This is a genomic window from Mycobacterium sp., assembly GCF_050701675.1.
Taxonomy (GTDB): domain Bacteria; phylum Actinomycetota; class Actinomycetes; order Mycobacteriales; family Mycobacteriaceae; genus Mycobacterium.
On the sequence record NZ_JBOGDD010000050.1, the window covers coordinates 1 to 2,287 of the forward strand.

Genomic DNA, 2,287 nt, shown 5'->3' on the forward strand with positions numbered 1-2,287 from the left:
GATGGGCTGCGCTGGGCACAGGTGGTCGCCGGTGAATCCGCACTCGGCCCAATCATCAAACGCGCCAAGGAACAACTGCGCGCCCTACCCGATCCCCTGACCTACGGACTGCTGCGCTACCTCAACACCGACGTCGACCTACCCGGCCCCGACCCCACCATCGGATTCAACTACCTCGGACGCCTCGGGACTGGCGCCGCGGAAATGCCCGGTGAACTGTGGCAGGTCAGCCAAGAGGGCCTCTCGGTCGCCGACGCCGCCACCGCAGTGCCAATGCCGTTGGCGCACACCATAGGGCTCAACGCCGTTGCCTTGGAAAACGAGACGGACACCGACGCCGGCCCGCACCTGCACGCCACCTGGACCTGGGCGCCGTCGGCTCTGGACTACGGTCAAGTCAGCCGACTCAGCCAGCTGTGGTTCGACGCCCTGGCCGGCATCTGCGCGCACGTCCGACACGGCGGCGGCGGACTGACCCCCTCGGACATCACTCCCGCCCGGCTCAGCCAACCCCAGATCGACGAACTGCAGCAGCTATACCGCGTCGCCGACATCCTGCCGCTGACCCCCCTGCAGCAGGGACTGCTCTTTCTGGCCAGTACCACCGGCAGCGACGCCGACCTGTATGCGATGCAGCTCGACGTCACCGTCACCGGCCCGCTAGAACCCGATCGCCTGCGCGATGCCGTACACACGGTGATCAATCGCCACCCCAACCTGGCGGCCCGGTTCTGCGAACAATTCGATCAGCCGGTCCAAGTCATCCCCACCCACCCCCAAACACCCTGGCAATACCTGGAACTCGATGCCGATGTCGAGGAACGGATCCAGCAGGTGTGCGCCGCCGAACGCGTCGCAGTCTGCGATCTCACCGACCCGCCGGCCTTTCGGGTGGCTTTGATCCGCACCGCCGAAGAGCAGCACCGGGTCGTGCTGACCAATCATCACATCGTGCTCGACGGCTGGTCGCTGCCGATCCTGCTGGGGGAAATCTTCGCCGGCTATTACGGGCAGCGGCTGCCCGCCGCGACGCCGTATCGCCGCTTCGTCAGCTGGCTGGCCCATCGGGACGTCGAGGCTGCTCGCGCTGCGTGGCGCGAAGTGCTGGCCGGCTTCGACACCCCCACCCTGGTGGCCCAGTCCAGTCGGTCAGAGCCGGGACGGCGCGGCACGACCTCTGCTCTGGTATCCGAGGAGACCACCCGGGCCCTGGTCGAGCTGGCGCGGTCGTGTCACACCACCGTCAACACAGTGCTGCAGGCCGCGTGGGCACAGCTGCTGATGGAGCTGACCGGACAGCACGACGTCGTCTTCGGCACCGCGGTCTCGGGCCGGCCCACCGAGGTGCCCGGCGCGGAATCGATGGTCGGTCTGTTGATCAACACCGTGCCGGTCCGTGCGACCGTCACGGAAGCCACCACCACCGCCGGGCTGCTGGAGCAATTGCACAGTGCCCACAACCACACGTTCGACCACCAACACCTGGCGCTCAACGAGATTCACCGCGTCACCGGCCACGACCAATTGTTCGACACCCTTTTCGTCTACGAGAACTACCCGATCGACACCGCCGCGTCGTTGGACGTCCGCGAGTTGGCCATCACCGACGTCACGGCCCGCGAATCCACCCATTACCCACTGACATTGCAAGCCACGCCTGGCAGCCAACTGGGCCTTCGCGTCGAATACGGCACCGACGTATTCGACGCGGCCAGCATCGAGATGCTCACCGCCCGGTTGCAGCGGGTATTGGAAGCCATGGCCGCTGATCCTGGGCTGCGGTTGTCCTCGATGGATGTGCTCGACGCCGAGGAACACAACCGCGTCGACGAGTTCGGCCACCGCGCGGTGCTGACCCAGCCCGCCCCGGCGATGTCGATCCCCACACTGTTCACCGACCAAGTCGCCCGCACCCCCGACGCAGTCGCCCTGACGTTCGGGGAACGCTCGTGGACCTACCGCGAACTCGACGAAACCTCGAACCGGTTGGCCCACCAGCTCACCGGTCTGGGTGCGGGTCCAGGACAATGCGTCGCGCTGCTGTGCTCCCGGTCCGCCGACGCCATCATCGCGATCCTGGCAGTGCTCAAGACCGGGGCAGCGTACCTACCCATCGACCCCGCCCACCCCGACACCCGCATCGACTTCATGCTCACCGACGCCACCCCCGTCGCCGCCATCACCACCACCGAACAGGCCGACCGATTGAACGGCCGCGGCGTCACCGTCATCGACATCACCGACCCCCACACTCACACCCACCCCGACACCGCACTACCCACCCCGA

Annotated in this window: 1 protein-coding gene; it reads left to right on the top strand. The window is 66.9% G+C overall.

The genetic code is table 11. From position 1 onward, the window contains the following. On the top strand, positions 1 to 2,287 hold a 2,287-nt coding region (locus ACRDUX_RS01590; protein WP_526410361.1), incomplete at both ends, for a condensation domain-containing protein.